This is a genomic window from Streptomyces prunicolor (assembly GCF_045162825.1).
Classification (GTDB): domain Bacteria; phylum Actinomycetota; class Actinomycetes; order Streptomycetales; family Streptomycetaceae; genus Streptomyces; species Streptomyces prunicolor.
In genome coordinates this window covers 9,829,826-9,856,208 of the sequence record NZ_CP108676.1, presented here as the reverse complement: position 1 = coordinate 9,856,208, position 26,383 = coordinate 9,829,826, and the positions used below count along the sequence as shown (strand labels likewise).

23 protein-coding genes are annotated in these 26,383 nt (G+C 69.7%); 6 read left to right on the top strand and 17 right to left on the bottom strand.

Annotated features, from left to right (window positions below; genetic code table 11):
* Positions 1 to 78: 78 nt before the first annotated feature.
* Positions 79 to 1,389 (bottom strand): DUF6777 domain-containing protein, encoded by a 1,311-nt coding sequence (locus tag OG588_RS44550; protein WP_405952242.1) that lies wholly within the window; start codon positions 1,387 to 1,389, stop codon positions 79 to 81.
* A 163-nt stretch (positions 1,390 to 1,552) separates the two neighbouring features.
* Between OG588_RS44550 and OG588_RS44545 the strand changes: the two genes are divergently transcribed.
* A complete protein-coding gene (locus tag OG588_RS44545; protein ID WP_405952241.1) occupies positions 1,553 to 2,974 on the top strand; it encodes a lipase maturation factor family protein in 1,422 nt (473 codons plus the stop codon).
* A 20-nt stretch (positions 2,975 to 2,994) separates the two neighbouring features.
* Here OG588_RS44545 and OG588_RS44540 read toward each other — a convergent pair whose 3' ends face one another.
* The 8 genes from OG588_RS44540 to OG588_RS44505 are packed head-to-tail and all read right to left on the bottom strand — an operon-like array spanning position 2,995 to position 10,892.
* Entirely contained in the window at positions 2,995 to 3,834 is an 840-nt protein-coding gene (locus OG588_RS44540) for an amidohydrolase family protein (RefSeq protein WP_405952240.1), read from the bottom strand.
* Positions 3,831 to 4,145 (bottom strand): L-rhamnose mutarotase, encoded by a 315-nt coding sequence (locus tag OG588_RS44535; protein WP_405952239.1) that lies wholly within the window; start codon positions 4,143 to 4,145, stop codon positions 3,831 to 3,833. Before OG588_RS44535 ends, OG588_RS44540 begins: the two co-directional genes overlap by 4 nt.
* The gene (locus OG588_RS44530; protein ID WP_405952238.1) at positions 4,142 to 5,131 is read right to left on the bottom strand and encodes an aldo/keto reductase; all 990 of its coding nucleotides are present in this window, start codon (positions 5,129 to 5,131) and stop codon (positions 4,142 to 4,144) included. Before OG588_RS44530 ends, OG588_RS44535 begins: the two co-directional genes overlap by 4 nt.
* Complete coding sequence (locus tag OG588_RS44525; RefSeq protein WP_405952237.1) at positions 5,128 to 5,883, bottom strand: SDR family NAD(P)-dependent oxidoreductase; 756 nt, start codon at positions 5,881 to 5,883, stop codon at positions 5,128 to 5,130. Before OG588_RS44525 ends, OG588_RS44530 begins: the two co-directional genes overlap by 4 nt.
* A complete protein-coding gene (locus tag OG588_RS44520) occupies positions 5,880 to 7,220 on the bottom strand; it encodes an L-fuconate dehydratase (protein WP_405952236.1) in 1,341 nt (446 codons plus the stop codon). The genes OG588_RS44525 and OG588_RS44520 overlap by 4 nt, the downstream gene beginning before the upstream one ends.
* A 60-nt stretch (positions 7,221 to 7,280) precedes the next feature.
* Complete coding sequence (locus OG588_RS44515) at positions 7,281 to 8,309, bottom strand: ABC transporter permease (protein WP_405952235.1); 1,029 nt, start codon at positions 8,307 to 8,309, stop codon at positions 7,281 to 7,283.
* Positions 8,302 to 9,807, bottom strand: a complete 1,506-nt coding sequence (locus OG588_RS44510) for a sugar ABC transporter ATP-binding protein (protein ID WP_405952234.1) — start codon at positions 9,805 to 9,807, stop codon at positions 8,302 to 8,304. The genes OG588_RS44515 and OG588_RS44510 overlap by 8 nt, the downstream gene beginning before the upstream one ends.
* Complete coding sequence (locus tag OG588_RS44505; RefSeq protein WP_405952233.1) at positions 9,804 to 10,892, bottom strand: sugar ABC transporter substrate-binding protein; 1,089 nt, start codon at positions 10,890 to 10,892, stop codon at positions 9,804 to 9,806. The genes OG588_RS44510 and OG588_RS44505 overlap by 4 nt, the downstream gene beginning before the upstream one ends.
* 163 nt (positions 10,893 to 11,055) lie before the next feature.
* Here OG588_RS44505 and OG588_RS44500 point away from each other — a divergent pair, with 163 nt between their 5' ends.
* A complete protein-coding gene (locus tag OG588_RS44500) occupies positions 11,056 to 11,784 on the top strand; it encodes a FadR/GntR family transcriptional regulator (RefSeq protein WP_405952232.1) in 729 nt (242 codons plus the stop codon).
* A gap of 162 nt (positions 11,785 to 11,946) precedes the next feature.
* On the opposite strand, the gene OG588_RS44495 is transcribed toward OG588_RS44500, so the two are convergent.
* The 7 genes from OG588_RS44495 to OG588_RS44465 form a co-directional block, all read right to left on the bottom strand.
* Positions 11,947 to 12,414 (bottom strand): DUF4231 domain-containing protein, encoded by a 468-nt coding sequence (locus tag OG588_RS44495; protein ID WP_405952231.1) that lies wholly within the window; start codon positions 12,412 to 12,414, stop codon positions 11,947 to 11,949.
* Positions 12,415 to 12,461: 47 nt separating this feature from the next.
* On the bottom strand, positions 12,462 to 15,476 hold the full coding sequence (locus OG588_RS44490; RefSeq protein WP_405952230.1) for an alpha-mannosidase: 3,015 nt from the start codon (positions 15,474 to 15,476) through the stop codon (positions 12,462 to 12,464).
* A gap of 70 nt (positions 15,477 to 15,546) precedes the next feature.
* The gene (locus OG588_RS44485) at positions 15,547 to 17,616 is read right to left on the bottom strand and encodes an endo-beta-N-acetylglucosaminidase (RefSeq protein ID WP_405952229.1); all 2,070 of its coding nucleotides are present in this window, start codon (positions 17,614 to 17,616) and stop codon (positions 15,547 to 15,549) included.
* Positions 17,613 to 18,869: a glycosyl hydrolase gene (locus OG588_RS44480; RefSeq protein ID WP_405952228.1), complete on the bottom strand. Its 1,257-nt coding sequence runs from the start codon at positions 18,867 to 18,869 to the stop codon at positions 17,613 to 17,615. The genes OG588_RS44485 and OG588_RS44480 overlap by 4 nt, the downstream gene beginning before the upstream one ends.
* 68 nt (positions 18,870 to 18,937) lie before the next feature.
* Entirely contained in the window at positions 18,938 to 19,840 is a 903-nt protein-coding gene (locus OG588_RS44475) for a carbohydrate ABC transporter permease (RefSeq protein WP_405952227.1), read from the bottom strand.
* Entirely contained in the window at positions 19,837 to 20,730 is an 894-nt protein-coding gene (locus tag OG588_RS44470) for a carbohydrate ABC transporter permease (protein WP_405952226.1), read from the bottom strand. The genes OG588_RS44475 and OG588_RS44470 overlap by 4 nt, the downstream gene beginning before the upstream one ends.
* Before the next feature lie 6 nt (positions 20,731 to 20,736).
* Positions 20,737 to 22,029, bottom strand: a complete 1,293-nt coding sequence (locus OG588_RS44465) for an ABC transporter substrate-binding protein (RefSeq protein ID WP_405952225.1) — start codon at positions 22,027 to 22,029, stop codon at positions 20,737 to 20,739.
* 271 nt (positions 22,030 to 22,300) lie between these two features.
* Between OG588_RS44465 and OG588_RS44460 the strand changes: the two genes are divergently transcribed.
* A complete protein-coding gene (locus OG588_RS44460) occupies positions 22,301 to 23,308 on the top strand; it encodes a LacI family DNA-binding transcriptional regulator (protein WP_405953371.1) in 1,008 nt (335 codons plus the stop codon).
* Positions 23,309 to 23,379: 71 nt separating this feature from the next.
* Positions 23,380 to 24,183, top strand: a complete 804-nt coding sequence (locus OG588_RS44455) for an SAM-dependent methyltransferase (protein WP_405952224.1) — start codon at positions 23,380 to 23,382, stop codon at positions 24,181 to 24,183.
* 108 nt (positions 24,184 to 24,291) lie between these two features.
* On the opposite strand, the gene OG588_RS44450 is transcribed toward OG588_RS44455, so the two are convergent.
* A complete protein-coding gene (locus OG588_RS44450; protein WP_405952223.1) occupies positions 24,292 to 24,840 on the bottom strand; it encodes an ATP-binding protein in 549 nt (182 codons plus the stop codon).
* Between the two features lie 216 nt (positions 24,841 to 25,056).
* On the opposite strand from OG588_RS44450, the gene OG588_RS44445 reads away from it, so the two are divergent.
* Together OG588_RS44445 and OG588_RS44440 are read left to right on the top strand one after the other, a co-directional pair.
* A complete protein-coding gene (locus tag OG588_RS44445) occupies positions 25,057 to 25,308 on the top strand; it encodes a DUF397 domain-containing protein (RefSeq protein ID WP_043258266.1) in 252 nt (83 codons plus the stop codon).
* A gap of 161 nt (positions 25,309 to 25,469) precedes the next feature.
* Positions 25,470 to 26,375: a helix-turn-helix domain-containing protein gene (locus OG588_RS44440; protein ID WP_405952222.1), complete on the top strand. Its 906-nt coding sequence runs from the start codon at positions 25,470 to 25,472 to the stop codon at positions 26,373 to 26,375.
* Positions 26,376 to 26,383 lie beyond the last annotated feature (8 nt).

Genomic DNA, 26,383 nt, shown 5'->3' with positions numbered 1-26,383 from the left:
CTACCGGTACGGCTGGCTCTCACTGCGGGTACGGCCGGCTGCCACTGCGGGTACGGCCGGCTGTCGCCGCGTGCGCTATCAGCCGTCGAACACGCTCGTGGGGCTGTCGAAGATGCTGCCGGTGGTGGTGTCGTCGGGGATCAGCCCGCCGCCGTCGGGCAGGTCAGGGGTCTCGGGGACGGTCGGCGGACCGATCTCGTCCGGGGAGCCCTGATCCCGGGACGGATCCGGTACGTGCGACTCGGCGCTCGGGGTGGTGCCGCGCGGCGACGGTGTGAGCGTGGTGCCGGGCGGGCTGGTCGTCGGGGTGGCCGTGACGGTGGCGGCGGGGCAGTCCGTGGCACCTGGGGACGGGACCTGGGCCGCCGGGTCGCCGGTCGCGCCCGGGGTCACGGTGACGGTCGGGGTGACGCAGTCGGTGGCCGACTTCTCCGGGGCGGCACTCTGGCCGTCGCTCGGGGAGGGGCTTGTACCGCTACCGGTCGAGGGGCTCGTGTCGCCGGGTGAGGCGCTGGACCCGCTGTCGTGCGGTCGCGGCGACGGACCCGTACGGGACGGGGTCGGGGTCGGCGTCAGGTGCGGCGGCCGGGGTACGACGTGGTCGTGGTGGGGCCCGCGATGACCGAGGGGCCGTTCGATCCACGTGTTGTCGACGATGTTGATGATCGTGATGTTGGTGATCACCTGGGGCGCCGGGGTCACGACGACCACCTCGGCGGGCCGGAACCCGGACCAGGGCCTGCCGCTGTTGCCCGCAGCACTCCCGCTCGCCGCGCCCGCCTTGAGCGGGTTGCCGCAGGCGCAGCGGACCCGGGGCACGCCCCGGTTGTCGACGAGGACGGCGGTACCGGCCTGGAGGACCGACTGGAACCCGGTCACCTGCGCGTCCCGGAACCCGTGGTTGGTGACCTGGGTGTCGGCGCGCAGCACGACCGAGGTGAGCCCGCGCAGATATCCGGGGATCCCGCCCGGGGAGATCCCCTCGGCCTGCGCGAAAGCGCGCGCTTTGGCCTGGTCGCCGGTGAGATAGGCGACCTGTCGCTCGACGTCGCAACTGCCGCTCCGCGCGGTCCCGCCGTACAGGCCGGGTGTGGCGCCGGAGACGGTGCGCATACGGCCGGAGGGGGCGGATACGGTCCCCATGGGCGTCGGCCGCATCGGCGTCGACCCCGTAGGTGTGGACTGCGGCGTTCGGGTGACCCGTGATGGGGTGCTCGGCGCGGTGGCCGTGGAGTCCGTGAACGGGTCGGGGCCCTGCGCCGCGACGGGCTGCAGGAAGACCTCGCCGCTCGACTTCGTGTCCTTGCCGCCGTCGCCGCCGCACCCGGCGACGAGGAGCGTCGCCGAGAGCGCGCAGGCCGTGGCGATGGTTCCGGTGGATATGCGCACCGTGTGCTCCCGCCTCAAGCCGGGTGATTCGCCACTATTGTCTGCTTCACCCACTTGGGTTACGCAACCGGAGGCGCGGAACACGGAGAGCGACGGTTCGCTGAGCGCGACGATGGGCGGTCCGCTGAAGCACGACGGACGATGGAGGGAGGAGCGCACGGCCGTGGAATGGTTCACCGCACCCGACTACTGGCTGAGCCGACTGGTCTTCCAGCGGGCCCTGGCCGGTGTCTACCTGGTCGCGTTCCTCACGGCGGCCCGGCAGTTCCGCCCGCTGATCGGCGAACGCGGCATGCTGCCGATCCCCCGCCTCCTCGCCCTGACGCCCTTCCGCCGGGCCCCGAGCATCTTCCACCTCCACTACACGGACCGCTTCTTCGCGACCTGCGCATGGACGGGCTGCGCGGTGTCGGCGGCACTGGCGGCCGGGCTCGACTCCCAACTCCCCCTCTGGGCCGGAATGTTGCTGTGGCTGGCCCCCTGGGTGCTGTACCTGTCGATCGTCAACGTCGGCCAGACCTGGTACGCGTTCGGCTGGGAGTCACTGTTGCTGGAGGTCGGCTTCCTGGCCGTCTTCCTGGGCAATGACAAGGTGGCCCCGCCGGTCGTGGTGCTCTTCCTGCTCCGCTGGATCCTCTTCCGCGTGGAGTTCGGCGCGGGCCTGATCAAGCTGCGCGGCGACGCGTGCTGGCGGAAGCTGACCTGCCTGGACTTCCACCACGAGACACAGCCGATGCCGGGCCCGCTGAGCTGGTTCTTCCACCACCTCCCACGCCCACTGCACCGCGTCGAAGTGGCCGCCAACCACTTCACTCAACTCGTCGTACCCGTCCTCCTGTTCACCCCTCAGCCGATCGCGACGGCAGCCGCGTGCCTGATGATCGCCACCCAGCTCTGGCTGGTCCTGTCCGGCAACTTCTCCTGGCTGAACTGGATCACCATCACGCTGGCCCTGTCCGCGATCCGTTTCCCGCACACACCGCCGCCCGCACCCGGCCCGCCCGTCTGGTACGAGGCCGTGGTCCTCACCGTGGCCGCCCTCCTCCTCTGGCTCAGCCACCGCCCGGTCCGCAACATGGTCTCCCGCCGCCAGATCATGAACCGCTCCTTCGACCCGCTCCATCTGGTCAATTCCTACGGCGCGTTCGGCACGGTCAGTCGTATCCGCCACGAGGTGGTGATCGAGGGCACGACGGACGCCGTACCCCGCGAGGACTCCGACTGGCGGGAGTACGAGTTCAGGGGCAAGCCCGGCGATCCACGGCGCTGGCCACGCCAGTTCGCGCCGTACCACCTGCGGCTGGACTGGATGATGTGGTTCGCGGCTCTCTCCCCCGGCTATGCGGAGCCGTGGTTCGGCGCCCTGGTGGAACGCCTCCTGGAGAACGACCGCGACACGCTACGGCTCCTACACAGCTCCCCGTTCCCGCCGGACACGCCCCCGCGCTACGTCCGTGCCCGTCTCTTCCGCTACCGGTACACGAGCTGGCGGGAGTTGCGGGAGACGGGCGCGTGCTGGGAGCGGACGTTCGTGCGCGAGTATCTGCCGCCGACGCGGTTGGCTGCGGTGGCTCAGAGGCCGTAGACGCGGTTGGCGACGGGAGATCAGAGGCCGTAGACGCGGGTGGCGGTGCCCTCGAAGACGTCGGCGCGTTCGGCCGCACTGAGATCGTCCGTCAACTCGCCCGCCGAGTCCGCGACTTGGCTGTACGTCGCCGCCAGGGTGCACACCGGCCAGTCGGAGCCGAACATCAGGCGGCTCGCGCCGAAGGCGTCGAGTGCGGTGTCCGCGTAGGGGTGCAGGTCCTCCGTGCGCCAGGTCTTCCAGTCGGCCTCGGTGACCAGGCCGGACAGTTTGCAGTACGTGTTGGGGAGCGCGGCGAGGGAGCGCAGGGCTGTCTCCCACGGCTCCAGCCGACCCGACGCTATGGGCGGCTTACCCAAGTGATCGAGCACGAAGGCGAGTTGCGGCAGCGATGCGGCCACCTGGACGCTGGCCGGGAACTGGTGGGGCAGGACCAGCAGGTCGTACACGAGTCCCGCGTCGGCGACGGCGGTGAGGCCTCGGCGTACGTCGGGGCGCAGCAGCCAGTTCGGGTCGGGCTCACCCTGTACCTGGTGGCGGATGCCCTTGAGGTAACGGCCGCCGGGGAGTTCGCGCAGGCGGGCCAGTTCGTCGGCGATGTCGGGGCGGGTGAGGTCGGTCCAGCCGACGACTCCGGCGATCAGGTCGTGCGCGTCGGCGAGGGCCAGGAACTCGGGGGTCTCCTCGGCGACGGTGATCGTCTGGACGAGGACGGTCCGGTCGACGCCGGCCGCGCGCGCCTCGGGTGCGAGGTCGGTGACGGTGAAGTCGCGGCGCAGCGGCTGGAGTTCGGGGCCGGTGATCCAGTCCTGGTCGCGGACGGACAGGTCCCAGACGTGGTGGTGGGCGTCGACCGTCATGGCAGCTCCCATACGACCGGCAGGCTCGCGTCGGCGCCCTGGCCGGAGTAGTCGTGCACCACGCTGAGGAGCTGGGCCATGCGCGCCTGCCAGGCGACGTTCACCGGGAGCTGGTCCAACTCGGCGAGCAGGCGGGCGTAGTCGTCGCATTCCAGGACGTGGAAGAGGTCGGTGCCGCTGCGCCAGATCGTCCAGGAGGTGGCACCGGCGGCGCGGATCGCGGCGGTGAGTTCCTTGGGGACGTCGTGATGGGCGCTTTCGTACTCGGCGATGCGGTCGGGGCGGACTTGTGTGTGCAGGGCGACTCTCATGACGGCTCCTGGGTAGGGACGGGGGCATCCGTCGACAGGAGACCTGTGTCCCGCAGCTCCTGCCAGAACGCGGCGGGCACGACGGTGGTGAACTGCTCGGCGCAGTCCCGTACTTCGGCCGCCGACCGGGCGCCGACCAGGACGCTCGCCACGGCCGGATGAGCTGCGCAGAAGGCGAGGGCGGCGGCGCGCAGCGTGATGCCGTGGTGCTCGGCCACGGTCTTCATGCGCAGGGCGCGGTCCAGCAACACCGCTGGTGCCTGGGCGTAGTTGTACGTCGCGTCCGGCTTCGGGTCGGCCAGCAGACCGGAGTTGAAGGCCCCGCCGATGACCACCGACTTGCCGCGAGCGACGGCGGATGGGAGCAGTTCAGTGAGCGCGCTCTGGTCGAGCAGGGTGTAGCGGCCCGCGCACAACACCACGTCCACGTCCGTGTCCTGGACGAAGCGGGTGAGCATCTCTGCTTGGTTCATGCCCGCGCCGATCGCGCCGACGACGCCCTCCGCGCGGAGCTTCTCCAGGGCCGGATAGCCCTCGCGGAAGGCCTGTTCGGCGTGGTCGTCGGGGTCGTGGAGGTAGACGACATCGACGTGATCGAGGCCGAGCCGTTCCAGGCTGGCGTCCAGGGTGCGGCGGATCCCGTCGGCGCTGAAGTCCCAGACCCGGCGCAGCGTGGCGGGCACGGCGAAGCCGTTGGCGAGGTCGTCGCCGGTCACCGTCTCCACGGGTTCCAGGCGTCGGCCGACCTTGGTGGAGATCGCGTACTCCGCGCGCGGGCGGTCGCGCAGCGCGGCTCCGAGGCGGCGCTCGGAAAGGCCGATGCCGTAGTGGGGCGCGGTGTCGAAGTACCGGATGCCCTGCTGCCAGGCGGTGTCGACGGCCAAGTGCGCCTGCTCGTCGGTGACTTCGGTGAACAGGTTGGCAAGGGGAGCGGTACCGAGGCCGAGCCCGCCGACCTCGACGCCGCTGCTGCCGAGGGCGCTCACTGGCCCACCGGCCTCAGCCGCAGCCCCTGCATACCGCCGTCCACGGCGAGCGAGGTGCCGGTGGTGGCGCCGGACAGCGGGCTCGCCAAGTAGGCGACGGCGCCCGCGACTTCGGCCGCCGAGACGAGGCGGCCGGAGGGCTGGCGGGCAGCCAGCGCGGCGCGTTCGGCGGCCGGGTCGGGGGCCGAGTCGAGGAGGCGGCCGACCCAAGGAGTGTCCGCCGTACCGGGGTTGACGCAGTTGACGCGGACGCCCTCACGCAGGTGGTCGGCGGCCATGGCGAGGGTGAGGGAGTACACGGCGCCCTTCGTGGCGCTGTACAGGGCGCGTTGGGGCAGTCCCGCCGTGGCCGCGATGGAGCAGGTGTTGACGATCGCCGCGTGCGACGACTCGCGCAGGTGCGGGAGGGCGGCGCGGGCGACGCGAACCATGCCGAGGACGTTCACGTCGAAGACGCGGTGCCATTCCTCGTCGTCGTTGTCCTCGACGGTGCCCTGGGCACCGATGCCCGCGTTGTTGACCACCACGTCGAGTCCGCCGAGGTCGGCGACCGCGGCGGCGACGGCCTGTCGTACGGAGGCGTCGTCGGTGACGTCGGCGCGGTAGCCGAGCAGCGGCTTGTCGACGCTGCTGGGGTCGAGGTCGAGGACGGCGACCAACGCGCCGCGTTCGGCGAGGAGTTCGGCGGTGGCCCGGCCGATGCCGGAGGCGCCGCCGGTGACCAGGGCCTTGAGGCCCTCGAAGTCGGTCATGCCGCGTGTCCCTTCTGGCGGTCGAGGTCGGCGGCCCAGAAGGTGCCGCCGGGGAAGGTGTAGCGCGCGATGGACTCGGGCCGCATGGTGGCCGAGAACCCGGGTGTGGTGGGTGCCATGTAGTGACCTTCGCGGATCACCACCGGATCGAGGAAGTGGTCGTGCAGATGATCGACGTACTCGATGACGCGGTCGTCGGTGGTGCCGGAGACGGCGAGGTAGTCGAACATCGAGAGATGCTGGACGAGTTCGCACAGTCCGACCCCGCCCGCGTGCGGGCAGACGGGGATACCGAACTTCGCGGCGAGCAGCAGGATCGCGAGGTTCTCGTTGACTCCGCCGACGCGTGCCGCGTCTATCTGGAGGACGTCGAGGGCGCCGGCCTGGAGCAACTGCTTGAACACGATGCGGTTCTGGACATGCTCACCGGTGGCGACCTTGACCGGGGCGACGGCGGCGCGGATGGTGGCGTGGCCCAACACGTCGTCGGGGCTGGTGGGTTCCTCGATCCAGTACGGGTCGAACTCGGCGAGGGCCTTGGTCCAGCGGATCGCCTCGGCCACGTCCCAGCGCTGGTTGGCGTCGATCGCCATCCGGATGTCGGGCCCGACCACCGAACGGGCCACCCGGCAACGCCGGATGTCGTCGTCGAGGTCCGCGCCGACCTTCAGCTTGATCTGCCGGAAACCGTCGGCGACGGCCTGCGCCGCGAGCCGGGTGAGCTTCTCGTCGTCGTAGCCGAGCCACCCGGCGGAGGTGGTGTACGCGGGGAAGCCGCGCTCCGACAGGATGTTCCTCCGGCCCTCCGCGCCCGCCCTGCCGCGGCGCAGGATGTCGAGGGCCTCGTCCGGGGTGAGCGCGTCGGTGATGTACCTGAAGTCGATCTGGCTGACGAGCCATTCGGGGTCGGCGTCGGCGAGGAGCTGCCACAGCGGCTTGCCGGCGCGCTTGGCGGTGAGGTCCCAGGCCGCGTTGATCACGGCGCCGATCGCCATGTGCATCACGCCCTTCTCGGGCCCCAGCCAGCGGAGTTGACTGTCGCCGATCAGCTCGCGGTTCAACGACCCTGGATCCGCGCAGAGTTCGTCGACCGAGCGTCCGATCACATGGTCCCGTAGCGCGTCGATCGCGGCGACCTGGACCTCGTTGCCCCGCCCGATGGTGAAGGAGAACCCGTGCCCCTCGTGCCCGTCCGCCGCGTCGGTGCGCAGCACGACGTACGCGGCCGAGTAGTCGGGGTCCGGGTTCATCGCGTCGGAGCCGTCCAACTCACGCGAGGTGGGGAAACGGATGTCGTAGGTGTCGACCGCGATGACGCGGGCGGGGATCGGGGACACGGAGGGCCTTTCGGTCGGGTACAGGGATCCGGTGCCGTGCGGGTGCCGGAGGCCGGTGGGTCAGTCCTGGGCGCGGCCGGTCGTCACGCGGGCGATCATGAGGGCGACCAGGATGATCCCGCCGTAGATGGCCTGGATCCAGAAGGACGGGACCTGGGCGAGGGTGAGGAGGTTCTGGACAACTCCCAGGAGGAGTACGCCCGTCAGGGCGCCGAACATGGTGCCCTTGCCGCCGTCGAGGCTGATGCCGCCGATGACGGCCGCCGCCATCACGGTGAAGATCATGTTGTTGCCCTGGTTGGCGCTGATCGCGCCGACGTAACCGGTCTGCATGATGCCGCCCACCGAGGCGAGGACGCCGGCGACGACGGAGACCCCGAGGAGCATCCGGTCGACGCGGATGCCGGCCGCGCGGGCCGCCTCCTGGTTGCCGCCGATCGCGTAGAGGGCGCGGCCGACGCGGTGGTACTTGAGCACGAACCCGGCGATCGCGAAGCAGACCGCGGCCAGCCACACCGACATCGGGACGTTCAGGAAGGTGCTGGTGGCCAGGGTGAAGAAGGAGTCGGGCATGCCGAACAGCGTCTTGCCCTTGGTGGCGCCGACCAGCAGACCGCGCAGCACGATCAGCATGGCGAGGGTGACGATGAAGGCGTTGAGCTTGAACTTCACCACGAGGATGCCGTTGAAGGCGCCGATGATCCCGCCGACCACGAGGATCGCGACGAGGGCGAGCGGGGCCGACCACTCCGTGCCCCAGCCGGACTCGGCGGCCGGCAGGACCAGCAGGGCGCCGATGGCGGGCGCGATGCCGACCACCGACTCCAGCGACAGGTCGATCTTGCCGGTGATGAGGATCAGCGACTCGGCCAGGACCACCATCGCGAGGGCGGCGGAGGCGCCCAGGATGGAGATCAGGTTCCGTTCGGTGAGGAACGAGTCGTTGACGATCGCGCCGAGCACAAGAAGCACAAACAGGGCTGGTACGAGGGCGAGTTCACGGGCCCGGCGGAGCAGGACCGTCCGGGCCGAGCGCGCCCCGGCGGTGCGGGGTGCGGCGAGCGCCGGGGCCGCCTTGGTGTCAGCCATGGTCCACTCCTTCGATGGAGGCGATCAGCTCGTGGTCGCGCCAGCCCGCCGGATGCTCGGCGACGACGCGGCCGTGGAAGAGGACGAGGACGCGGTCGCAGCGCCGCAGGTCGTCGAGTTCGTCGGAGACGACGAGCACGGCGGTGCCGTCGTCGCGGGCGCTGTCCATGCGGGCGAGCAGTGACTCCTTGGACTTCACGTCGACGCCCGCGGTGGGGTTGATGAGGACCAGCAGCCTGGGGTCGGAGGCCAGCGCGCGGGCCATGACGACCTTCTGCGCGTTGCCGCCGGACAGGTCGGCGACGGGCTGTTCGGGGCCCTCGGTGTGGATGTCGAGCCGGTCGATCAGCTCGGTGGCGAACGCGCGCTTGCGCTCGGTGCCGACGAACCCGAACCGGCCGAGCCGGTCCAGGACCGTCATCGTGGCGTTGTCCCCGATGGACATGCCGAAGACCAGCCCCTGCCCGTGCCGGTCACGCGGCACACAGCCGACCCCGGCCTTCAGAGCCGCCTGCACATCCCCGAACGGCAGCTTCTCGCCGTCGAGATGAGCGGTGCCGCCCGTGGGCGTGTACAACCCGGTGAAGGACTCGGCCAGTTCGACCTTGCCGCTGCCACTGGACCCGGCGAGTCCGACGACCTCGCCGCGACGAACGGTGAGGTCGACGTTCTCGTACGACTCGGAGGTGAGCCCTCGTGCGTCGAGGAGGACGGGTGCCGCTTCGTCCAACTCCCGCAGCTGGACCTCCAGTTCGGCGATCGACTCCCCCGCCATGGCCTCCACCAGGGCCCGGCGCGGGAGGTCGGCGACCGGTGCGGTGGTGATCCAGCGGGCGTCGCGCAGCACGGTGACGGTCTGGCACACCTCGTACACCTCTTGGAGGTGGTGCGAGATGAACAGGAAGGTAACACCGGACTCCTGGAGCGCCCGCATCCGTGTGAAGAGGCGCTCTATCTCCCGGTTGTCGAGCTGCGCGGTCGGTTCGTCGAGGACGATGAACCGCGCACCGAAGCTCAACGCCCTGGCGATCTCCACCATTTGGCGGTCCTCGACCTTGAGGTCGGCGGTGCGCACCTCGGGGTCGACGTGCACGTCCCAGGTGTCGAGGAGTTCGGCGGCCTCGGTGCGGAGCCGGCGCCAGCTGATGATGCCGCCCCGGGACTGCGGCTGACGGTTGATGAAGAGGTTCTCGGCGACCGTCAACTCCGGGACGACCGTGGGCTTTTGGTAGACGCAGGCGACCTTGCCGCGCCAGGCGTCGCGGTCCGTGAGCGGGGGCGCGGGCTCGCCGTCGAAGCGGACCGTGCCCTCGTCGGGGGCCTGGAGTCCGGTGAGGACGGTGACGAGGGTGGACTTGCCGGCGCCGTTGCGTCCGACGAGGGCGTGGGACTCGCCCGGCAGTACGGTGAGCCGGCCGTCGGCGAGGGCGACGGTGGGGCCGTAGCGCTTGACGATTCCCGTCGCCTCCACCAGCGGAGTGGTCAGTGGGCTGCTCATTTGACCGTGTTGCCCCAGAGCTTGGGATCGTCGACGTTGTCCTTGGTGACCAGCGGCGCGGGGAGCTGGTCCTCAAGGATGCCGCTGGGCAGCTTGACGATCGTGGAGTCGTGGTCGGTGGGGCCGGGCTTGAAGGTCTTCCCCGCCATCGCGGCCTTGATGTAGTACATGCCGTACTTGGCGTAGGCGTCGGCCGGTTGGGACACGGTGGCGTCGATCTCGCCCTTGCGGATCGCGTCGAACTCCTGCGGGATGCCGTCGTTCGAGACGATCGCGATGTGTCCGGCCTGGCCCGCCTTCTTCAACAGGCCCTTGGACTTGAGGGTTTGGAGGGTGGGCGCGAGGTAGACGCCGCCCGCCTGCATGTAGATGCCCTTGATGTCCGGGTTGGCGTTGAGCAGCGTGTCGAGCTTGGAGGCGGCCGTGTCGGACTCCCACTTGGCGGGGATCTCCAGGACCTTGAGCTTCGGGTACTTCTTCTTCACGCAGGCCCTGAACGCCTCCGACCGGTCACGGCCGTTGACGGACGCCAGATCGCCCATGATCTGCACGACCTTGCCGCTGGTGATGTGCGCCCCGAGGTACTCGCAGGCCTTCTCGCCGTACGCGACGTTGTCGGCGCGCACGACCATCGCGACCTTGCCCTTGTCGGGCGCCACGTCGACCGCGACGACCGGCACGCCCTTGCGCTCGGCCTGGTCGAGGCCGGCTTCGATGGCGGCGCTGTCCAGCGGGGCGACGACCAGGCCCTTGACGCCCTGGTTCAGCTCGTTGTTGATGTCGGTGATCTGCTGCGAGGGGTCGCTGTTGGAGTTGACCGTCTTCAGCGCCTGGACACCTTCGGACTTCGCCATCTTCGGCACGTAGTCGTTGTACGACTGCCAGAACGGCGAGGTCAGCAGCGGCAGGATCACCCCCACCTTGCCGGTACCACCGCTGCCGCCGGCGCTGCTCGCCCCGGTGTCCTTGGTGCTGCCGCACGCCGTGAGCGCGAGGGTGCCGCACGCGGCCGCCGCCGTCGCACGCACCGCCCACGCGGTCAGTCGTCTGCCTTGCCGTCCGTTCCGCACTGTGCTGCCGGCCATCTGTCGGGCTCCTCATCGAGCGGGTTCGAGCAGTTGCCGGAATATTTATCAGACCACTTCGGGGCTGCAACACCCTCAGGAGCCAAATTTTCGCAGTTTCGGGCCGTAGTGGTCGGACCACATCCGTGGCTAGACTGCGCGGACCGGCGACAGGAGGAGTGGCGTGGACGAGACCCTGCCGAGCGAGACGGACCCGGTGGCCGCTCCGCCGAAGGGCACGGTGACGCAGCGCGCCATCGACTCGATCAAGGCGTTGATCGGCGAGGGCCGCCTGGAGCCGGGCCAGCGGCTGCCCACCGAGCGCGATCTCGCGGCCCAACTGGGCATCTCCCGCAGCTCGATGCGCGAGGCGATCCGCGCGCTCACGGTGCTGGGCGTGCTGGAGGCGCGGCACGGATCGGGCATCTACGTCACGCAGTTGGAGGCCGGCGACCTGCTGGAGACGTTCGGTGTCGTCGCCGACCTGTCACGCGGCCCGGGTCTGGTGGAGTTGCTGGAAGTCCGCCGCATCCTGGAGTCGACGGCGACAGCTCTGGCCGCCGCCCGCATCACCCCGGACCAGCTGGCCGAGGTCGAGAAACACCTCACGGCGATGAACGCCACCGACGACCCCGAGGAGATCCTCGCCCACGACCTCGCCTTCCACCGCGAGATCGCCGCCGCCGCCGGCAACGACACCATGGCCGCGATCCTGGAGGGCCTGTCGTCCCGAACGTTCCGGGCCCGCGTCTGGCGCGGCTACCAGGAGGAGGGCGCCTTCGCCCGCACCCGCCGCGAACACGCCGCGATCCACCGGGCGTTGGTGGCCCACGACCCGGAGGCGGCACGGGCGGCGGCGGCCTCGCATGTGGGCGAGGTGGAGGAGTGGCTGCGGGCCCAACTCGCCCCCTAGGAGCAGGGGGTCAGGCACCCTGGCATCCGGACCGTGCTGGTCGTCACAGGCCCACGGCGAACAGCGGACAGGGGTAGCCACCTCCAGGGGCGCGGGGAACTGCGCGGCCAGCCCCCTCGCACCCGCAGCAAACAACCGAGAGCCTCCGCCCCGTCCCGGCATTCACGCACCCCCGGTGGGCAGCGGTGGTTCGCCCCGTTGACCCTGGACCTCCGCCCATCCGCGCAGTTCGCTGGTGCCCACCTCGTCGATCGCGCGGTGCAGGGCGGCCCGCGCGTCCGTGTCACGGTCGGCCTGCGGGAGCAGCAGGTAGCGGTCGATCGCCCGCCGCAGGCTCTCCCGCGCCTGTGCGGCCAGGACCCAGCGTGAGCCAGGGCTGAAGAGTTGGCGCATGCCGGTGAAGAAGACGGCGCTGCCCGCGATCAGGGCGGTGAGCCAGGCGGGTGCGTGCAGGCCCGCCGCCACGACCGTCGCGGACGTGGCGGCGAGCGCGCCGAGCTCCGTCGTGTAGTGCAGCCACCTAGCCCGGTCGCACGCCCCCGCGTAGAACTCCAACTCCTGCCGGGCGAGCGCCAGTAGCGGATCCGGTTGGGAGGCCCAGGCCTGACCGACGGCCGTTCTTCGTCTCATCGCCACATCATCGGGCGATCACGGCCGTCGGCGAAAGGCGTACCGGGTCAGGAGCGTCCGAGCCGCAGTGTCACCAGCTCGAACGGGCGCAGCCGCAAGGCGAGTTGATCGCCCTCACGGGTCACTTCCTTGGCGTCGACCGACGGCCGCTCCAGCAGGTCTACGACCTCGACCGCGTCGAACTCGAAGCCGACCGTGAGTGTCGCCCTGGCCCGCCCCCCGTGCGCCTCGTGGAAGCGGACCACGACGTCGCCGCTCCCGTCGTCGGCCAGTTTCACCGCCGTGACGACGACCGCGTCCCGGTCGACGCTCACCAGTGGCGCGACCTCCTGGCCACCCTCAACTCGCCGCTCCGGCAGGTTGATCCGCCAGCCCTCGCGCACCGCGTCGCCGATGCCCGCGCCCGGCACCAGTGCGTGCCGGAAACGGTGGACGCCCTGGTCGGTCTCAGGGTCCGGGAAGCGCGGGGCGCGGAGGAGAGAGACGCGGACCGTGGTGGTCGTACCGTTGTCGCCGTCACCGCGGACCGTGCGGGTCACATCGTGGCCGTACGTCGAGTCGTTGACGACGGCGACGCCCCAGCCGGGTTCCTCCATGTGCACGAAGCGGTGGTTGCAGGCCTCGAACTTGGCTGCCTCCCATGAGGTGTTGGTGTGCGTGGGGCGGTGGAAGTGCCCGAACTGGGTCTCGGACGCGTACCGTTCGGCGTGCACGTCGAGCGGGAAGGCGAGCTTGAGGAACTTCTCGGTCTCGTGCCAGTCGACCTCGGTGTCGATGAGCAACCGCCGCTCCCCGGGTGCCAGGGACAGGAGTTGGGTGACCTTGGACTCGCCGAAGGACCGTACGATCCGCACGGCGTTCCCGTCGGCCACGACCTCGTCCGCGTCCGTGAGATCGGTGACCGTGTTGCGGTAGAACTCGTCGACGTCCCAGGCGTCCCACATGTTCGGGAAGTCCGGGTGGAGTTGGAGCAGGTTCGCGGCCCGGCCGGGGGCGATGGTCTCGCGGTCGGCCTCGATGTCGTAGGCGGAGACGACGAGGCCCCGGCCGTCGATCTCGACGCGGAGGAGGCCGTTCTCCAGTACGTGTCCGCCGCCGACCCGGGTCGCGAGCGCCGTCTCGCCCTGGAGCGCCGGGGTCTGCGCGCCGCCCGCTGGGACGCCTTCGCGGGTGTGGGGCGCCGAGTTGAAGAGGAGCGAGGTCGTGCCCTCGCCCGCCAGCGCGCGTTGGGCCGCGTCGATGATGGCGTTCAGTTCCCCGGCGATCCGCTCGTACGTCCGGCGGGCCTCGCGGTGCACCCAGGCGATGGACGAGCCGGGCAGGATGTCGTGGAACTGGTGCAGCAGCACCGTCTTCCAGATCCGGTCCAAGTCCTCGTACGGGTACGGGACTCCGGCCCGGACCGCCGCTGTCGCCGCCCACAACTCGGCCTCGCGCAGGAGGTGTTCGCTGCGGCGGTTGCCCTGCTTGGTCTTGGCCTGGCTGGTGAGGGTGGCGCGGTGGAGTTCGAGGTACAACTCGCCCACCCAGACCGGTGGTTCGGGGTATTCGGCCTCGGCCTTCTCGAAGAACTCCTTCGGGGTCTCCCAGGCCACGGTCGCCGAGCCTTCGAGGTCGTGCAGGCGGGCCGCCTTGGCGACCATCTCTCGCGTCGTGCCGCCGCCTCCGTCACCCCAGCCGGTGGGCGCGAGGGAGTGCCGGGCGACGCCCTTGTCCTTGAAGTTGCGTGCCGCGTGGGCGATCTCGCGGCCCTGCATGGAGCAGTTGTAGGTGTCGACGGGCGGGAAGTGGGTGAAGATCCGGGTGCCGTCGATGCCCTCCCAACGGAAGGTGTGGTGCGGGAACTTGTTCGTCTGGGACCACGAGATCTTCTGGGTCAGCAGCCACTTGGAGCCCGCCGCCTTGATGATCTGCGGGAGTCCGGCCGCGAAGCCGAAGGTGTCGGGCAGCCAGGCCTCCTCGTTCTCGATGCCGAACTCGTCGAGGAAGAACCGCTTACCGTGCACGAACTGACGGGCCATCGCCTCCGAGCCCGGCATGTTGGTGTCCGACTCCACCCACATGCCACCGGCCGGCACGAACCGCCCGTCCGCCACCGCCTTCTTGACCCGCGCCCACACCTCGGGCCGGTGCTCCTTCACCCAGGCCCACTGCTGGGCCTGGGACATGGCGAAGATGAAGTCGGGCTCGTCCTCAAGCAGGGCCGTCATATTGGACGTTGTGCGCGCCACCTTGCGGACCGTCTCGCGCAGCGGCCACAGCCACGCGGAGTCGATGTGCGCGTGCCCGATCGCGCTGATGCGGTGCGCGGACGGCACGGCGGGCGTCGACAGGACCGCCGCCAGCTGTGAACGGGCGCGCTCCGCCGTGCCGTTGACGTCCTGGAGGTCGACGGCGTCCAGCGCCTTCTCGATCGCCCGCAGCAGGTCCCAGCGCCGGGCCGAGTCCACCGGCAGCTCGGCCATCAGCTCGCCGACCACCTCCAGATCGAGGACGAGGTGCCAGACGTTCTCGTCGAGGACGGCAAGGTCCATCCGGGTGAGCTTGTACTGGGGCTCGCTGCCGGCTGTCTCCTTGTCGCCCAACTGCGTGGGCAGGAAGGGGTGGTAGTCGAGGACGACGGGGTTCGAGGCGGCCTCGATGTGCAGCCGCACCTCCTCGCCGCCGGCGACGGGCGCCCCGATCCTCACCCACTGGTTGCGCGGGTTGAGGCCCTTCACCGGGGTGCCGTCGGGCCGGTACACGAGGCCCTCGCACTGGAAGCCGGGCATGTTCTCGTCGAAGCCGAGGTCGAGCAGCGCCTCGACGGTCTTCCCGGCCCACTCCTGGGGGACGGTCCCGGTGACCCGGAACCAACTCGTGCCCCAGGGAGCACCCCACCGGGCACCCACCTCGATCGGTTCGGGTGTGCCCGCGAGCCCCTCGGCCACGGGCACCGGCTCGTCGGGCGCGTGCCAGACGGCCACCTCCAGCGGCACGGACTCGGGATACACGGCGGGACGGATGCGCTCTTCGAGGACGCGCTTGAGGCGGGCTTCGACCAGGCTGCGGTCGTCATGCATGTGGGGTGCTCCGTAGCTCGGTTGCGGGTTGGGTCACGGGTGTTGACAGATGGGTGTCACCGGGCGGGTGTCACCAGGTGTGCGCGACGGTCACGGGGGCCGACGCTGTGTAGAGCTCCCCTGTCGCGCGCAGTTCGAACCACGCCTGCTGCTCGCCCTGTTCGGCCTGCAGCCCACCGACGAAGAAGGCACTCTGGCAGGTGCCGCCGAGGAAACGCCGGGTGCCGTCGGGGAGGAGGCGGTGGAGGGTGTACTGGCGTACGGCATCGGGCGCGGCGTCCCAGGCGAAGCGCAGGTCGCCGCCGGTGGCGGCGGTGATCCGCAGGCTGGAGGGGGCGGCGGGCGACTGAGTGTCGTTGACCTCGCGAACAGCTATACCGCCGAGCCGCCAGTTCACAGTGCTCCCGCTCGCATCGGCCGCGATCAGCCGTACGCCGATCGCGTGCAGCGTGCCGGAAAGCCCTGTGAGCGGCACGGTCACCGTCTGCCAGCCGTTGACATCCGCCACAGCCCGCACGCCGTTAACCGAGTTCACAGGCAGATAGGTGTACGGCGGTGTCGACCCCGCAGTGCTCGGCTCGGCCGTGGCGACGGCCAGCTCCACGTTCACACTGCCGCTGCCACTGTCGGTGCGGAACGTCAGGTCGACCACCGTGTCATCACCGATCGGCAGCTGTGAACCGTACACATCCACAGTCGTCGGTTGATTCAGTACACCGGAGACCAGCACACTGCTGCCGCCTCGCCACGCGTCCGCGAAGTCGAAGGTCACCGTGGGCCGTTGCCCCACCGTCCGCACCACCCACCGCCGCGACGGCAGCCGGTCCTGAAGCCCCAGGTGGTTCCATGCCGCGTCCGAGGTGACCGCCCCGTCCTCGTACCAGCGCAGCCCGTGCCCGGTGTTGAAAACACTCGCGAACGGCAGCGCGCCACCCACCGTCGACCGGTCCGCGACCGACACCGCCGGTGCCCGCCAGGTGTCCGTGCTGTCCGGCACCGAAGGGTCGAGCGAACGCCCGGTCCAGAAGCGGTCGTCGGCCGCGTGGAAGTCGCCCGGGGTACGGCGCGCGGGCAGATGGTTCCGCGTCCACTCGGGCCGGTAGAAGCCGATCGACGTGATGTGCGCCTTGGTCGTCGGCACCATCGCGTCCCAACTCACCGACGTACTGGACCCGTTGGACTCGACATCGACGCCAGCCCACAACTCGTACCGGCTGCGCCCGAGCCCGTCCGCCTTGGTCCCGGAGGCCGCCAGCGTGCTGGTACTCCACCGGAAGTCGATGAACATGTCGTTCGCGGCCTCGAAGAACGCCTGGTTCGACGTGTTCAGCGCGCCCTGCCAGCTGACCGTCCCGTTCACGGTCATCGCGTCGTACCACGTGACCCGCTGCCCCTGCGCGGCGGCGAGGGACTTCAACTCGCTGACGAATCCCTGCATGTCGGTGCCGAGGGCGGTGTTACCGCCGCTGGTCTCGGCGTTGACGAACCAACCGTCGAAGCCGTAAGCGGTGGCGACCGCGACGAGTTGGGCGGCCAGCGGGTAGTGCCCGGCGGAGTCCTTCTGGACCAGGTCGCGGGTCCACTGGAGCTGTCCGCCGTAGGCGACGGGCGGCAGGAAGATGTTGCCGAGGACGGGGACGCCGTGCCGGTGGGCGGCGTCGACGACGGGCGCGTTCGGGGCGAGGATGATGCCCTCGCCGGAGGAGCCGCCCCAGAAGACGAGTTCGTCGAGGTAGGACCAGTGGGTGAGGGCGTAGTAGTCGGCGGTGGCCGCGCCCTGCGAGGGGTTGCTCGACGTCGGTCCGAAGGAGACCAGGGACTGGATGCGGGCCTGGCCGGAGCGCGCGGTGCCGTTCGCGACGGTCGGGGTGAAGCGTGCGGCCAGGGGGACGGCGGCGGCGTTGAAGGCGAGGTCCGCGTCCGAGGCGGCGGTCCAGGTCTTCAAGCTGTTCCAGGTGATGCCGGTGCCCGGGGTGCCGGCGGGCAGGGAGTCCGGGTACCAGTAACTGGCGTACGGCTGACCGGTGTTGACAGCGGCGGCCTGCGGGGCGGCGAAGGCGGGCGTGGGCAGTTGGGGCAGCAGGGTGGCCGCCGCGCCGGCGATCAGGACGGTGCGTCTGGTGGGGCCTTGGGGGTTCACGAGCTGGTGCCTCCGTGTGGGGTGGGGAGTACCTGGTCGGGAGTGACGACTTCGGTGATGCCCCGCGCGGCGAGGTGTTCCTTGTCGTCCGCGCGCACGTCGAGGACGGTCGCCGGTCGGGCTCCGTCGGCGACGAGTCGGAAGTAGGCGTCGAACACCGGCCCGCCGGGACCGCAGACCGAGCGGACCGACGGATCGGCGGGCACGACGAGCGCCGTAGTGCGGACGGCGGGTTCGTACGCGGGCTCGCGGGCCGCCTCGGCCAACACCAGCGCGATGTCCTTGGGTTGCCGGTCGTTGGTCAACAGGCCCAGCCCGTACTCGAGTTCGGGGAAGTCCGCGAGGTCACGGGACACGTCGTGCGAGCACCACCAGGTGATGCCCCAAAGGTCAGGGCAGTCCAGGGCGTTGGCGATGGTCGCGGAGGCGAAGTCGGCCGCGTGCTCGGCGGGGACGAGCGGCTGGGGCGCGCCGACCTCCTGGAGCCAGACGGGCCGGTGCGGTTCCTCGGCCCACGCCTTGCTCAGCTCGATCAGGTACGCGGCGTGGTGTTCGCTCGGCACGGAAGTACGGCCGTGCCGTTGGGCGGTGCCGTTGAAGACCCAGGAGTGGACGGCCGTCATCGCGCCGTGCCGGGCGGCCTGGGCCGGGGTGAACGGCATGTCGTCCTGGTACCAGGTCGCGTCGTACTCGGCGTGCAGATGCGGCTTGCCGGGCGCACCCTCCCCACAGGCCGCGAGCATCCGCGCCAGCCAGGAGTCGATCTGGTCCTCCGTCGCCCGGTCGGGATCCGGATGCGGGCCGGCCGAGAACTGGTTGACCTCGTTGCCGAGGGTCATGCCGATGAAGTTGGGGCGGTCGGCGAGGGCGGCGGCGAGCGTACGCAGATAGGCGGCCTGGCCGTCGAGGACGTCCGGGTCGGTGAAGAGGTTGCGCCGGTGCCAGGTCCGGGTCCACGCGGGCAGGTAGTCGAAGCTGCTCAAGTGCCCTTGCAGACCATCGACGTTGACATCGAGCCCGCGTTCGCCGGCCGCGTCGACAAGCTCAACCAGCTGCTTCACGGCCTTCGTTCGGATCAGGGTCCGGTTGGGCTGGAAGTACGGCCACAGCGGGAAGACGCGGATGTGGTCGAGGCCCAGCTCGGCGATCGAGTCGAGGTCGGCGCGTACGGAGTCGAGGTCGAAGTCGAGCCAGTGGTGGAACCACCCTTGGCTGGGTGTGTAGTTGACGCCGAAGCGCACGGCAGAAGACATCGTGATCCTGGTTCTGTAGTGCGTACGGGAGGAGTCTGTAGCGCGTTCGGGAGGGGGTCGACCGGCGATCAGCCCTTGACGGCGCCTTCGCCGACGCCCCGGAAGAAGTACCGCTGGAGGCAGGCGAAGAGGGCGATCAGTGGTGCGACGGCGATGACCGTGCCGGCGGCCACCAGGCGTTCGTCGTTGGCGAAGGTGCCGTGCAGATAGTTGAGGCCGATGGTGAGCGTGAACTTGGACGGGTCGCTGAGCACGATGAGCGGCCACAGGAAGTCGTCCCAGGCGCCCATGAAGGCAAAGATCGCGACGACCGCGATGGTGCCCTTCACGGACGGCAGCGCGATCCGCAGGAACCGCTGCCACACGTTGGCGCCGTCGACGAAGGCCGCTTCCTCGATCTCGTACGGCAGGTTGAGGAAGGCGTTGCGCATCAGGAGGACGTTCATCGCGCCGATGCAGCCAGGTAGGACCACCCCGATCAGGGTGTTGTTGAGGCCCAACTCCCGCATGGTGGTGAACTGGGCGATGATGATGCCCTCCACCGGCACGAGCATCGCGAGGATGAAGACGAGGGTGGCGACGCGGCGACCCCGGTAGCGCAGCCGGGCCAGCGCGTACCCGGCGAGGGCTGAACCGACGCAGTTCGTCACGACGTTGGCGGCGGCGACTTTCAGCGAGTTGAAGGCGTAGTCCCAGACGGGGATGGTGTCGGCGACCCGCTTGTAGTTGTGCAGGGTGGGGTGTTCGGGCAGGAAGGTCGGCGGCGAGCTGTAGATGTCCTCGGTCGGACCCTTGAGCGAGGTGGACAGCTGCCACACGAAGGGGCCGACGGTGATGGCGAGGACGATGAGCAACAGCGCGTAGCGCAGGACGAGTTCCCAGACGCGGATACGGCGGCCGTGCTCGTCGGTGATGCGGGGTTCGCGAACTGCCGTCTCCTGGACGGGCCTTGTGCGCTCGATGACGCTCAAGAGTCCTCCTTCCGGTCGGCCCGCAGCACGAGCAGCATCAGCGCGACGGTGACGACGAAGACCACCACGGAGAGGGCGGAGGCGTAACCGACCCGCCCCGTCAGGCCGGTACCGGTGCGCTGGACGAGCATCACGAGGGTGGTGTCCTCACCGGCCGGTCCGCCGCTCGGGCCCGCCATCAGGTACACCTCGGAGAACACCTTGAAGGCAGCGACCGAGGACAGCGCGCCGACGAGGACCATCGTGGAGCGGACGGCGGGCACGGTCACCGTGAAGAAGCGCCGTACCGCGCCCGCGCCGTCGACCGAGGCGGCCTCGTGCAACTCACGCGGCACGCCGGCGAGTGCGGCCAGATAAATGATCATGTAGTAGCCGAGGCCCTTCCAGACCGTGACGGCCATGGCACTGAACAACAACAGCCACTGGTCGCTGAGGAAGCCGATCCGGCCGACGCCGATCGTCTCCAACAGCGAGTTGACCAGGCCGCGTTCGTCCAGCAGCCACACCCAGATCAGCCCGACGACGACGATCGACGCGACGACCGGGGTGTAGAAGGCGGACCGGAAGAAGGTGATGCCGGGGATGTTCTTCTGGACCAACAGGGCGAGCAGCAACGGGAGTACGACGAGGGCGGGGACCACTCCGACGATGTACAGGGTGCTGTTGCGCAGGCCGGTCCAGAACATGTCGTCGTGCCACAGCTCGCGGAAGTTGGCGAAGCCGACGAAGTGGCCCGGGATCAGGGTGCGCCGGTCAGTGAAGGCGTTGACCAGTGTGGAGCCGAACGGGTAGAGGATGAACACGCCGGTGATCAGCAGCCCGGGGGCGGCGAACAGCCAGGGACTGGTGGGCAGTTGGCGCCGCACCCGGGAGACGGTGGAGAGGGCCATCTCGGACTATCCCTGCTGCTGGAGGAGCGTGTCGCACTGCTTGACAGCGTTGTCGAGAGCCGACTTGGGGCTCTCCTTGCCCTGGAGCGCCTTGGCGACCTCGTTGCGCAGCGCGGTCTTCATCTGCTCGCTGAACAGCACCGGCGTGTAATTCACCGCGTTCTTCAGGGACTTGGCGGCGGCGATCCGCACGCGTGTCTCGTCGGTGCCGTCCTCCTTGGTGAAGTACGGGTCGTCGAGGGAGCCGGCGGTGCTCGGGAAGATGGCGACCTTCTTCGCGAACGACATCTGCTGCTGGGCGTCGGTGACGTAGTGCGCGAAGGCCACGGAGGCGGCCGTGTGCTTGGTCTTGGAGTTGACCATCACGCCCATCACGTACATGTTGACGTGCCCGGTGCTGGTGATCTGGTCGGTGATGCCGATGTTCTTGTACAGGGTGGGCGCCTGCTTCTTGAAGTTGTCGAGGTCCAGCGCGCTGCCGGGGTTCATGGCGACGGCCCCGGTGAGGAACTTCTTGCCTGACGACTCGGGGGTGGCGGTGAGCGCCTGCGGGTCGAGGGCCTTCGCGTCGTACAACTCCTTGTACTTGGTGAGGAGTTCGATGCCCTTCGCGTCGTTGAAGGCGAAGGCGGTGCCCGCCTTGTTCATGAGCTGGACGCCGTAGCGGCCGAAGTCCTCGACGGTGGGGACGTTGGCGAGGGTGGCGACCTTGCCGTCGGTCTTCTTCGCCAACTGGAGGGCCTGGGCGAAGAGTTCGTCGTACGTCTTCGGCGGCTGGTCGGGGTCGAGCCCGGCCTGCTTGAAGAGGGACTTGTTGTAGAACATCGGGCCGGTGTTCAGGTACCAGGGGAAGGCGTAGGTCCCGGACATGCCCGGTATCTGGTGGCTGGCCCAAGCCCCCGCCAGGTACTCGCTCTTGTACTTGGCTGCTGCCTTGTCGAGGTCGAGCGCGAGGCCCGCCTTGGCGAGCGGGGCCACCAGGTCCGGGGAGACGTTGACGACGTCGGGCAGGGTGCCGCCGGCGGCGTCCGCGCTGATCTTGTCGGCGTAGCCCTCGGCGGGCTGGTCGATCCACTTCACATGGGTACCGGGGTACTTCTTCTCGAAGCCGGAGACCACGCCCTCGAAGTACGACTTGAAGTTGGCGCGGAGGTTCCAGGTCTGGAAGGTGATGTCGCCCTCGACCTTGCCCGAGGCGTCGGTCGATCCGCCGTCGTCTCCCCCGGAGCCGCAGGCGCTCAGCGGCATGAGGACGACGGCGGCGGCAGCTGCGGCGAAGACTCTGCGGGAGATGCGCACGGAGGGTGGCTCCTTTGCAGTGGGGGTTGGCCAATCGTGCCGGGGCAGACCTTGCACGCTGTTCACAGGGCCCGTCAATGGATTCCGCTCAGCTAAATTCATTAGTTGGCCGGTTCTGGCCAACTGCACTGGTCAGCGAGGTGTGTTCGCATTCTTGCGGTGGATCACTAATGCGCTTTAGGGTGTGCGGACTCAAGCGCATTAGTGCGCGGCACCGGTGGAATGGAGTGCAGGCTTGTCAGGCAAGCGGTCGCCCGCGCGTCGGCCGACGATGAAGGACATCGCGCAGCGCGCCGGCGTGTCCGAGAGCGCGGTCTCCTTCGCGCTCAACGGCCGGCCCGGCGTCTCCGAGATCACCCGCGACCGGGTGCGCCGGGTCGCGGAACAGCTGGGCTGGCGGCCCAGTACGGCGGCGCGGGCACTGTCCGGGGAGGGTGCGGCGACGGTCGGCTTCGTCCTCGCCCGCCCCGCGGACACCCTCGGCGTCGACTCGTTCTTCCTCCAACTCGTCTCGGGCATCCAGGAGGTGCTGGCCGAGCGTCATCTCGGCCTGCTCTTCCAGATGGCCGAGGACGTCGACGACGAGTGCGCGGTGTATCGGCGCTGGTGGGCCGAACACCGCGTGGACGGCGTCCTGGTGGCCGACCCGCGCACCGCCGACCCACGGCCCGACCTCCTCGACGAACTGGGCCTGCCCGCCGTGGTGATCGGTGGCGCACCCGACGAACGCCACCCCGGCCTGTCGACGGTGTGGGCCGACGACGCGGGCGCGATGGCCTCTGTCGTCGACGAGTTGTGCGCGCGCGGCCACCGTCGCATCGTGCACATCGCCGGCCTGCCGGGCCTCGCGCACACCGAGCGCCGTATCCGCGCCCTGCGCGCCGAGGCCGCCCGCCGCGGGCTGACCGAGGTGCACTCGGTGACCACCGACTACTCGGACGCCGCGGGTGCCGCCGTCACCCGCCGGGTCCTCGAAGTCCCCGCTCCTCCAACGGCGTTGATCTACGACAACGACGTGATGGCCGTCGCCGGGGTGGCCGCCGCGACCGAACTCGGCTTCTCCGTACCGGCGGACGTGTCGGTGGTCGCCTGGGAGGACTCCGCGCTGTGCCGCATGGTCCGGCCGTGGCTGTCGGCGCTGTCCCGGGACAGCGTGGAGTTCGGCCGTACGGCGGCGCGGGAGTTGACCGCGCTGCTGGACGGCGGCCCGGCGCGCACGGTACGGGTGCCGGTGCCGCGACTCATCGAGCGGGACAGCACGGGACCGGCGCGGGCATGAAAGGGGGCGTGTCCCCCGTTTCGAGTCCGAATCGCCGGACACCGCCGGGTACTTCGTGTGAGGCTTTGCCCATGACCTCCGAAGACCCGCTGGCCGACCGGCTTCAGCTCGACCGGCCGCACTCCGCCCGTGTGTGGAACTTCCTCCTGGGCGGCAAGGACAACTACGCCGCCGACCGCGAGGCCGGCGAGATGATCGTCCAGATGTTCCCGGACATCGCCCTGCTCGCCCGCCTCCAACGCCGCTTCCTGGTAAGGGCGGTGCGCTATCTCGCCGAAGAGGCGGGCATCCGCCAGTTCCTCGACATCGGGACCGGCCTGCCCACCGTCGACAACACGCACGAGGTCGCGCAGCGCATCGCGCCGGAGAGCCGCATCGTGTACGTCGACAACGACCCGCTGGTGCTGGTGCACGCGCAGGCGCTGCTCACCAGCACTCCGGAAGGCGCCTGCGCCTACCTTGACGCCGATGTGCGCGACCCCGAGGGCATTCTCGAAGTCGCCGCGCAGACACTGGACTTCAGCAAGCCGATCGCGCTGACGATGCTGGGCATCCTGGGCCAGATCCCGGACTCGGACGAGCCCGAGTCCGTCGTGGGCCGCTTCCTGGACGCCCTGCCCCCGGGCAGCTACCTCGCGCTGAGCGACGGCACCGACACCAACGCGGCGCTGAACCAGGCGATTTCGGTGTACAACGCCAACTCCGCCAGCTCGTACCACCTGCGCGGCCCGGAGCGGATCGCGGCCTACTTCAAGGGCCTGGAGGTCATCGAACCCGGCATCGTGCCCACCTCGCAGTGGCACCCGGAGCCGGTCGACGTGGGCCGCGACCCGTCCGACGTGGACGCGATCTGCGGTATCGGCCGCAAGATCTGAGCACCAACACGGAAGAGGGGCACCGGAGTTACCGGTGCCCCTCTCTCATTTTCTGCGCCTCTCGTCTCTTCCCTGCGTCTCTCACCGAAGGCGCTCACGTGACTCGTGTCAGAGCCGGAACAGCGCCCAGACCGTCTTCCCGCCGGCCGCCCGAAGATTCCAGCCCCACGACTCGCTCAGCGCGGAGACCACCTGCAGACCGCGCCCGGACTCCGCGAACTCGTCGGGGTGCCCCTCCACGGGTATGCGCTCGCTGTCGTCGGTGACCGCGCACACCGCGTACGGCAGCCGGTCCCACACCGCGACCCACAGTGAAGGCTGCGCCTCCGTAAGGGAGTTGGGCGCCCTGCCGTAGCGCAGCGCGTTGCTCACCAGTTCCGACACCGTGACCGCCATGTCGTCGACGAGTTCGTCACCGGCCCGGTCGGCCAGCGCCGCCCGGGTGAAGTCCCGTGCCACATGGGCCGATTGAGGCATCGGTGGCACGACCAGGACGGAACAGAGAGCGGGGTCACGCCCGTCCCCGGCGGCGGGGAACAGGGTGACGGTCTGGCCGCGTTCGGGCCGGCCCACCTCGTCGACGGCCCGGCACAGCCACTGCCAAGTCCCCTCGACGCGCAGGGTGTCGACCGGCCGTACGTCTTGCTCTGCGGACATCGCGACCCCTGAGACCCCTGGGAAGAGAGAACAACTGCGCGCACTACCCCCGTCCGGAGTATCGTCCTCCGCCTGCCCCTGCGAACGCAAGTGCATCGGCAATTACCGCTGCAATTGCAGACGATCTTGCGAGCGGTCCCCCCGAGGGCTATCGTCCTCCACATCACCAATGGGTGCAATTGAAGCTGCAATTGCATTCGATCTTCCGGGGGAGCGATGAGGCCTCACATAGTGCACGCGAACGGCATGTCGGCGACCCTGCTGAGCGACGCGCAGTGGCGCAAGAGCCACCACAGCAACCCTGAGGGAAACTGCGTCGAGTTGGCCGCGCTCTCCGACGGCCAGGTCGCCGTACGCAACTCGCGCCACCCCGAAGGTCCGGCGCTCGTCTACACCAGCGCCGAGATCTCCGCGTTCGTCCGCGGTGTGAAGGACGGCGACTTCGACGGCCTACTCCCCGGCCGCTGAGGTCAGGCAAACCCGCGGATCGGCCGGAAGGCGCCGGAACACAGGCCGGCACCTTCCGGCTCCTTCACTCCCTGCAGTTATCCGGAACCTCGGTGCTACGATCCTCTTTTGAGTCCCGAAAACTTGCGGACGGTATCGGCGCGACCGCCGAGGGGATGAACATGACTGCAGCTCAACCGGAATACGCTCCCTCGGGTTCGGACGTGCTGAGCCTTCAGCGCGGCGGTCCGACGGTCCAGCGCATCATGCTGGGCACGCGCCTGCGCCGCCTGCGCGAGTCCCTCAACATCACCCGGGACACGGCCGCTTCGGCGATACGCGCCTCGGACGCCAAGCTCTGCCGCATGGAGCTGGGCCGCGTCGGCTTCAAGGAGCGCGACGTAGCCGACCTGTTGACTCTTTACGGCCTCCAAGAGCCGGACGCACGCCAGGAGTTCCTGGAGTCGGCCCGCCGTGCCAACGAACCCGGCTGGTGGCGCGCGTACGGTGACGCCTTCCCGACCTGGTTCGAGCAGCACCTGGGTCTGGAAGAGGCCACCTCCCTCATCCGCACCTACGAAGTCCAGTTCATCCCGGGCCTGTTGCAGACCGCCGCGTACGCCGAGTCCGTCATCCGGCTCGGCCGTCCCGTCGACACCCCGGACGCGATCCGGCGTCGCGTCGAACTCCGTATGACCCGCCAGGAGTTGCTCACCAGACCCGGCGCTCCGAAGCTGTGGGTCGTGGTGGACGAGGCGGCGCTGCGCCGACCGCTGGGCGGGGCGGACGTGATGCGCGGGCAGCTGCGGCACCTCATCGAGACGGCCGCCCTGCCGAACGTCACGCTCCAGGTGCTGCCGTTCCACGTGGGCGGCCATGCCGCCGCCGGCGGTCCGATCACCGTGCTGCGCTTCCCGGTGCCGGACCTGCCGGACATCGTCTATCTCGAACAGCTCACCAGCGCCCTGTACTTGGACAAACCCGAAGAGGTCGACCGCTATCTCGCCGTCATGGACCGGCTGAGCATGGTGGCCTCACCGGCCCCCGAGTCGGTGGCCTTCCTGGAGAAGCTGCTCAACGAGATGTGAGGCCGGGC